The organism is Parasphingorhabdus sp., from assembly GCF_039968395.1.
Lineage (GTDB): Bacteria > Pseudomonadota > Alphaproteobacteria > Sphingomonadales > Sphingomonadaceae > Parasphingorhabdus.
Genome location: NZ_JBDVPV010000003.1, coordinates 260,140 through 267,500 on the forward strand (window position 1 = coordinate 260,140; position 7,361 = coordinate 267,500).

At 53.9% G+C, this 7,361-nt stretch carries 8 protein-coding genes (1 of these 8 running past the window's edge); 3 read left to right on the top strand and 5 right to left on the bottom strand.

Annotation, left to right across the window (positions count from 1 at the left end; genetic code table 11):
- Window positions 1-3 precede the first annotated feature (3 nt).
- Window positions 4-1,587, top strand: a complete 1,584-nt coding sequence (locus tag ABJI30_RS09235) for a hypothetical protein (RefSeq protein ID WP_348015893.1) — start codon at window positions 4-6, stop codon at window positions 1,585-1,587.
- Between the two features lies 1 nt (window position 1,588).
- On the opposite strand, the gene ABJI30_RS09240 is transcribed toward ABJI30_RS09235, so the two are convergent.
- Together ABJI30_RS09240 and ABJI30_RS09245 are read right to left on the bottom strand one after the other, a co-directional pair.
- On the bottom strand, window positions 1,589-2,005 hold the full coding sequence (locus ABJI30_RS09240; protein ID WP_348015894.1) for an acyl-CoA thioesterase: 417 nt from the start codon (window positions 2,003-2,005) through the stop codon (window positions 1,589-1,591).
- Window positions 1,992-2,297, bottom strand: coding sequence for a hypothetical protein (locus ABJI30_RS09245; RefSeq protein ID WP_348015895.1), 306 nt, complete (start codon window positions 2,295-2,297; stop codon window positions 1,992-1,994). Before ABJI30_RS09245 ends, ABJI30_RS09240 begins: the two co-directional genes overlap by 14 nt.
- A 127-nt stretch (window positions 2,298-2,424) precedes the next feature.
- On the opposite strand from ABJI30_RS09245, the gene ABJI30_RS09250 reads away from it, so the two are divergent.
- Together ABJI30_RS09250 and ABJI30_RS09255 are read left to right on the top strand one after the other, a co-directional pair.
- Window positions 2,425-2,853, top strand: coding sequence for a CBS domain-containing protein (locus tag ABJI30_RS09250; RefSeq protein ID WP_348015896.1), 429 nt, complete (start codon window positions 2,425-2,427; stop codon window positions 2,851-2,853).
- A 24-nt stretch (window positions 2,854-2,877) separates the two neighbouring features.
- A complete protein-coding gene (locus tag ABJI30_RS09255) occupies window positions 2,878-4,146 on the top strand; it encodes an adenylate/guanylate cyclase domain-containing protein (RefSeq protein WP_348015897.1) in 1,269 nt (422 codons plus the stop codon).
- Here the strand turns inward: ABJI30_RS09255 and ABJI30_RS09260 are convergent.
- The 3 genes from ABJI30_RS09260 to ABJI30_RS09270 all read right to left on the bottom strand — a co-directional run.
- Window positions 4,133-4,972, bottom strand: a complete 840-nt coding sequence (locus ABJI30_RS09260) for a sugar phosphate isomerase/epimerase (RefSeq protein WP_348025483.1) — start codon at window positions 4,970-4,972, stop codon at window positions 4,133-4,135. The genes ABJI30_RS09255 and ABJI30_RS09260 overlap by 14 nt on opposite strands.
- A gap of 30 nt (window positions 4,973-5,002) precedes the next feature.
- Window positions 5,003-5,761 (bottom strand): hypothetical protein, encoded by a 759-nt coding sequence (locus ABJI30_RS09265; protein ID WP_348015899.1) that lies wholly within the window; start codon window positions 5,759-5,761, stop codon window positions 5,003-5,005.
- 109 nt (window positions 5,762-5,870) lie between these two features.
- Window positions 5,871-7,361, bottom strand: the 3' portion of a protein-coding gene (locus ABJI30_RS09270) for a lipopolysaccharide biosynthesis protein (protein WP_348015900.1). It continues 18 nt past the right edge of the window; 1,491 of the gene's 1,509 nt are visible here — the last part of the coding sequence; its start codon lies off the right edge, out of view; it ends in the stop codon at window positions 5,871-5,873.

Consider the following 7,361-nt stretch of genomic DNA (forward strand, 5'->3'; position numbering starts at 1 on the left):
GTCATGTTTGTCCGGACGCTGCTCGCGTTCTTGCTTGTTGCCGGATCCAGTACGGCTGGCGCCCAGACGGAATGGCAGCGTCAAACCGTGACGTCTGATGGTCCTTCTTCAGTCTCGGTGACGGTCTATCGCAACCCTTCGCGCCAGGCCGACCAGACAATGAACCTCAACTATCTCGGCGGCTATGCGCTGGTCACGGAGCAACGGACCATTGATCTTCCGGCGGGCGAAGTCGACTTGCGATTTGAAGGTGTCGCTGGCGGGATCATTCCCCAATCTGCGATTGTAACCGGGCTACCGGACGGAGTGATCGAGAAAAATCGCGATGCAGCGTTGCTTTCGCCATCGGCACTGCTCAACGGTTATCTGGGGCGCGGCGTGACAATCCGCAGAACCAGTGTGGCAACCGGGGTCACGCGGGAGTTTGATGCCAATATCCGGACAGATGCGAGTGGCGGAATGGTTCTCCAGACTGCAGAGGGGTTCGAAGCCTTGCAATGCACGGGTTTGAACGAGACCATCGTCTATCCAGCCATTCCGGAAGGACTGTCGGCCAAACCGACCTTGTCGATCAAGAGCCGGATCATTGCACCGACGCGGGCGACGGTGACTTTGTCCTATCTTGCGACCGGATTTGACTGGCAAGCCAACTATGTCGCCAATGTCAGCGCGGACGGTCGGAACCTGAACCTGTTTTCATGGGTGACGCTGGCGAATAGCGACGAGACGTCTTTCGTCAACGCACAGACGCAGACCGTTGCCGGACAACCCAATAAAGGGCGGGACAACATCGCTCCGGCGAGCGGGAGTTCAATCGCATTTCGCTGCTGGCCGCAAGCGACCACCAGCGACATTCAGCTCCGCAACCGGGCAGCGCTTGGGCGGTTGAGTTCATTTCGTACGGATGAGCAAGACATGATAACCGTCACCGCGAGCCGCCGGAATGAAGGTATGATGGAAATGGCAGCGCCGGTTTCGGTCATGAAAGCCAAACAGGAAGAACTGGGGGATCTAAAACTTTACAGAATTCCCGAACCGGTCACTGTCGCTTCCAAGAGCCAGAAACAGGTGGTGATGTTCGAGAAAAGCTCGGTCCCGTTTGAACAAATCTACGAGGCGGACTTGTGGGCTTTCAATTCTGTCGATCAGTCAACGCCTCTCGCCACCACATTGCGTTTGCAGAACAAAAAGCGGGATGGCCTGGGTCTCGCGTTGCCCGCGGGCAAGCTGGTGGCTTTTAAAGAGGCGCAGGGTGCGCAGTTGCTCCTTGGCGAAGGCAGTCTGGGCGACAAGGCGATTGGCGAGGAAGTTGATGTAACGATCGGCACCAGCCCGCTCGTGCGATATACTTTGAAAGTGGTCAATGATGTTGATGAAGAGAGCAGAAGCTATGCCGATATGGAGCTCAGAATAACCAATGCGAGCCTGCAATCAGCTTCGGTTGAAATCATGATCGGACGCAATGATCGCGAACGGCTCACCAAAGTCAGTTCCAAACTTGGTCGCAAGGCCGGCAAGGATTTCTGGAAAGTCTCGGTGCCGGCCAGTGGCGAGCGCGTTCTGAAATATCGCTTGAAACGACGTTAGGTCAGGAAAGATATTTCGTTTTTGAACTTTCCGGGATTACCCGGGGCTGGTGATCGTCATCCAGCGCCACAAAAGTGAACAACCCGCTCGTGACCGGAACCCATTCTTCGCCCAGATTGCGGGATGCGATCACGTCCAGGCGGATCGCTACAGATGTACGGCCAATCCTTTCGACCCGCGCGTAAACCGAAATAAGGTCACGGGTTAATATTGGTGCGATAAATTCCATGGCCTCGATAGCGACAGTCGCGGTCGAACCCTGGGCAACCCGGGCAGCCATGATACCACCCGCGATATCCATCTGAGACAAAACCCAGCCGCCAAATATGTGCCCGTTATTATTCAGATCACGCGGCTGGGGGGCGACCCGCAACACCGGCTGGAGCTTTCGAAGCGCGTCCAGATCATTCTTGCTCATTGGAGTTAACCTCCCGGGTTACAGGGTCATCAATTGATTCGTCATGGCCGGTGCCGCTCGAAAGAAAAACCAGACCCATCAGGGCAGATGTCAGCATCAGTGCAAAAGCAACACCTCCGGCAGCGGCGATATACATGTGGATCGAAACAAGGCCGTGAAGATAATAAAGGATAGCCAATGCTATGACGACGCAAAGCAAGGTAAGCAGGCCCATCCAGCGCATCAACATCCAGTAACGTGACCATGCAATGCTTGCATTTTGGGGGTCATCAAGTTGTGAGGGGCCAGACAATATTCTTCTACTCCATTGCGGGTTGTCTCTGTGAACCCAAATCAAATTACCATCAAGTCCCAAGCGTTGCGAATTTATGCTATACAGTTGCAATGAACAGAGAATCGGAGGCAAGGAGAGGGGCCAAATGACAATTCAGACAATTTTGCAGGATCGTGATGGAACGGTCTTTAGCTGTACTGCGGACATGAGCGTGTCTGAAGCGGTTTCCCTGCTGGCAGAAAAACGCATCGGTGCATTGCCGGTTCTGGATGGTGAACGCGTCGCCGGCATATTTTCCGAGCGTGACGTGCTCCATTGTATTCAGGAGCATGGGGCAGCGGCCATGGTCAAGCGCGTTTCGGAAGTAATGACGGCAGACGTGATTGCTGTTGATCTGAACAAGAGTGCAATCGGGGCGCTGTCGCTGATGACCAAACGCCGGATCCGGCATTTGCCAGTTGTCGAGAATGACAAGCTGATCGGTTTTATCTCGATTGGCGACCTTGTGAAATATCGGATAGACAAGATTGAAAGTGAAGCGGCGGCGATGCGGGACTATATAAACTCGGCCTGATCTTGTTTTGGGGGCATTTGAAGAATGGCAGTGATCAATCGTTTCGACGATCCTGAGTCGGAACGTAACTATATCGTGGCGGAGCGCGCGGCGCGGATACCGGCTACGCGGGCATTGATCCTGATCGGGATCGCGACATTCCTGTCCTATATCACAATGAATCCGATGTATTTCCCGCGGGAAGGCGTGATTGCCTATACGATCGCCGCCGGCGTTTTCATCGCCGTGCTGGTGGCATATTATCTGTTGACGCAAACCCGTTTCTATCTGGAACAGCGCTGGGTAGATCTCGTCCTGTTTACCGGATTGACTGCCGCGATGCTGATGTTGATCGATGCGCTCGGCGATCAGGCGGCGATTACCGGTATTTCCCGCTTTGGCATGGCGATTATCAACATGGGGATCCTGGTGATTTTCGCCAGCGTCGGTTTCATCGCCAATGCCCGCTTGTTCATGATCTGGGCCTTCACTCTGCTATTACTTTATGTCGCGTTTCTGGCACAAGCCGACCGTAGCTTGATTCAGAAGACTTACACACTCACCAACTTTTCGACCTTTTTTGTATTTTCCGCCTTCGTAAACTGGGATATTGATCGACGGGCCCGAAAGGTTTTTGCAGCCAATATCGCGCTGGAAGCGGAACGACAGAAAACTGAAGAACTGCTCTACAATGTTTTGCCGCAGACAGTGGCCAAAAGGCTGCGCGATGGCAAAGCCGTAGCGGATTCTTTTTCGGATGTTTCAGTCGTTTTCGTGGATATTGTGGGATTTTCGAAGCTCGCTCAACAATTGTCCCCGGGGCATCTGGTGAAATTGCTGAACCAGTTTTTCTCAATCGCGGATAGTTGTGCGGAACGGCATAGCATCGAAAAGGTCAAAACCATTGGCGATGCCTATCTGGCGGTATCCGGGGGTACAGCCTCCTCGGGTCAAGGCGCGCTGGCCGCCGTGAATTTTGGTCGCGACCTGATTGCAGAAATGAAACAGCGTGCGGAGGCCAGCGGTGTCGACATAAAATTGCGGATTGGCATTCACACCGGGCCAGTTGTCGGAGGAGTCGTTGGATCAAGCCGTCTCGCTTATGATTATTGGGGCGACACCATGAATATTGCCAGCCGGATTGAAGGCGTGGCCGATCACAATGGGATCGCGGTTTCTTCCGCAACTTATTTTGAATGTGGGTCAGCGCATGACTTTGAACGTGCAGAGACCCTGGCGCTCAAGGGAGTGGGAGAAACCGAGATCTATCGGCTGAAAATGACGCAGGCGAGTCTTGCGGTTACCGAAGACTGACATTCTTCGCTGAAAAGAATTTTTCGACTTGCTGCCGAATAGCACGCGAGCGGTCCGCCGCATCCGGATAGGCATCGCGATACCCACGGGACCGAACTTCCAGACTTAGCGGAATGTTCTCGGGCAGAGCGGCGATGATATTGCCGGCTGGAAGTTTCCCTTCACCCGGCGCACTGCGCAAATCGACGGCATCCTCCAGATACGCATCGAATTCGGGAGCGCATTCTGCACTGCCATCGCATATCTGAGAATAGGCGAAGAGCTCGGGATTTACCGCCGCCAAATCAGCCGGTTCATGGCCGGCGCGGCAGAAATGAAGCGTGTCGACAAGTATGGACGCTGCTTCATGATCGCATCGCTGCACAATATCTAAGGCATCCCCGAGAGATTGAACGGCAGTGATCATCAGAAACTCCAAAGAAACTCGCATATTTGCCGGTGCGGCCCATTCACACAGTTGACGGAGTGCGGCGGCTGTTCTGTCCTTGTCCGGTTCTGCGCTTACCGCGAGAATATTTGGAGCACCGAGTTCCGCGCCCGCTTCGATGATGACACGATGGTCGTCGCCGACTGCGCCGCCTTCCGGGATCCAGATCACCTCCACGTCAAGCACCGACAGATCATGCGCCGCAATGGCCGATTGGGTCGCACGCAGGGCAGGCGCGTTCCATTTGTCGGGTTCTATCGTAAAGCCGACATGCGAGAATCCCGCCGAACCGGCAGCATCGGCGACTTCATGGGGAGAAAATTCGGGCAGCGTCCCAGCCGCCAGGGATAGGATCTGGTTCATGGACAGCAAGTTTATCGGATCGACGGCGGTCGGCAATGCATGTTTTTGCTATGAGGAGCACGGCTTTCAAAGGCCAACAATACCCCATTTTCCATCGAAGCGGGCCCAGAACGTCCCGCTAAACCATTGAAAGGTTCCGTTCTCGTCTTTGATCGTGGCGGAAACTGGCCGTTCAAAAGCGGGGCTGAGAACCTGATAAACCCGGCCGCCCATGACGGGCGTCACCACGAGAGGCTCCGTAATATCCAGCACACCTTCCGAAAGCAGCTTGCGTGTAATCATCCGTGGGTTGTCCAGTGAAAAACCCTGGCGGATTGCATCCCGGAACAGTGGGGCCTGCAGCTCAAATATGGTTTCTGCATCACGCGCACGAACTGCAACTTGCAGTTGTCGGACGGCATCCATCAATCCCGCATCGCCGGCAATTTCGGCTTTTAGATATTCAGACTCTACAAGACCGCCATGATCAAATTTCAGTATCTTGGAGCCCGGCTGATCAAATGTGACTTGGTCTACGGGTTCATCTTCTGGAAATTCACCTATACACCCTTTTGTGATTCCAAACTGACCGTCGGTGCCATCATATTCAATCCGGACAATATTTTCGCCGGTAACGAGCCAGTCCAGAAATGGCGAACTGCCAAAGCCCGATGAAGGTTCGGATTGCTGCTTGAAAAAGGTACCGTTTACAAAAACCCTGTAGCTGCCGGTCTCGGTCTTGGATCGCAGTCCGTGTTCCACGTCGCAGGCCCACGCAATTTTGGGCAGAGCGGCAAACGCCACCGTTGCGATCAAAATACTGAAAAAGGTTCTCAATTTTTTCATGTTGTTATTCCGCTATAAGATGTCACCCACAAATAGCTGTATAATGATTGCGCGATGTGATGTTTCGCATAAGCCGGAAGAGATACTGTTCCCGTATCAGATATTCCGATCAGGCAGGCTGCCCGGTTGTTTCTTCTTCTGGGCTCGGTGCCTTGCGGCGCAGGATAAGCTGGATGATTTCCATGAGAGTGGGTCTGGCGAGGATCCACAGCAATGCGGTATAGGCAATGCCCCCGATGGCGACCAATATCGCCAGCCGTGCGTAAACAATCATGCCGGGCAGGGACTGATCCACCAGATAGACAATGGCAGCCATCGCAATCGATGCCGACAGGCCCGGCGCGATTGATTGCAATAAGTCCCAGACAGTGATGCCAATATGCCGATGCGACTGCAGGAAGGTATAGATGGTCAAAAGCGGGAAGGCGATAACCCACCCCCAGGCCAATCCGTAAACGCCAAATTGAATGCCAATCAGGAATGTGATCGGCATCAGGACCGCACCAAACATATTTGTTCGCGCTGTCACTTGCGGCCGGCCCAGTGCGTTATTGGCAGGGGTGAACAGTATCTGCAAAGTCATGACCGGCATGGCCAGCGCCAGTATCGCCACAAAGGGCGCCATCTCGACCCATTTTGTGCCGAACAAGGTTTCCACCAGCGGCCCGGCAGTGACGGCCATTCCGAAATAAAGCGGGCAGGAGATGAGCATGATCAATCGAACAGCTTTGAGGAATGACCAGCTCAGTGCGGACAGATCAGATTGGAGACGCGAATAGGCCGGGAAGGCGACTTCATTAAGCGGCGGCACAAATTTCGCTGCAAAGATCGTGGTCAGGAACAAAGCCTCTGCATAAAGGCCCAGATCATGGGGATCGAGATACCGGCCGGCGATAAAAATGTCGGACTGGCTTTGAATTGTCCAGAACAGGTGACTGGCCAGCAAGGTCGCGCCGAAGCCAAACATTTCTCCGGCACCTTTGAAGTTGAATGTCGGCATTACATAGAATTTGACCGCGATCACCAGGCAGATTGCCCGGCTCCAGAAAATCGCCAGAGGGGCGTAAACCAGAGTCCAGACGCCGTAACCTGTCCATGCACAATATAGTGCGGTGACTGCACCTACTATGGCAGAGACCAGGTTGATAATCGCCGGCTTCTTGAATTCCAGCTCGCGGGTCAGCAGAGCCTCGGGCAGTACCATGAACGGCGTCGCCAGGAAGATCAGGGCCTGAACGCGCAACAGGTCGGCAATAATCGGTTGGCGATAATATTCCGCCGCGACCGGTGCGAGCAACAATTGCAGAATCGCAATGCCTCCATTGAGCAGCAAAAGCATGCCAAATGCCTGCCGAATCCGGATGGGCTCCACTTTTTCCGACTGGATGATCGAGCTGGCGAGACCATATCCGTTTAGAAAACTAAGAAAAACCAGGACAACCTGAGTCATCGCAAAAATGCCGTAGTCACTGGGATCCAGGATGCGGATAACTGCAAGCGTTGAACCCCAGGCAATAATCTGCGCCAGAATCTGCGTGCCAGAACGCCAGAAAACTGCGCTTCTTACGCGGTTTCCGAAATTGCTATCGGTCGCATTTGG

Bases quoted from the DNA above. Each gene is read 5' to 3' on its own strand.
- ABJI30_RS09235 (WP_348015893.1), top strand. From the start codon at position 4: ATGTTTGTCCGGACGCTGCTCGCGTTCTTGCTTGTTGCCGGATCCAGT.
- ABJI30_RS09240 (WP_348015894.1), bottom strand. From the start codon at position 2,005: ATGAGCAAGAATGATCTGGACGCGCTTCGAAAGCTCCAGCCGGTGTTG.
- ABJI30_RS09250 (WP_348015896.1), top strand. From the start codon at position 2,425: ATGACAATTCAGACAATTTTGCAGGATCGTGATGGAACGGTCTTTAGC.
- ABJI30_RS09255 (WP_348015897.1), top strand. From the start codon at position 2,878: ATGGCAGTGATCAATCGTTTCGACGATCCTGAGTCGGAACGTAACTAT.
- ABJI30_RS09265 (WP_348015899.1), bottom strand. From the start codon at position 5,761: ATGAAAAAATTGAGAACCTTTTTCAGTATTTTGATCGCAACGGTGGCG.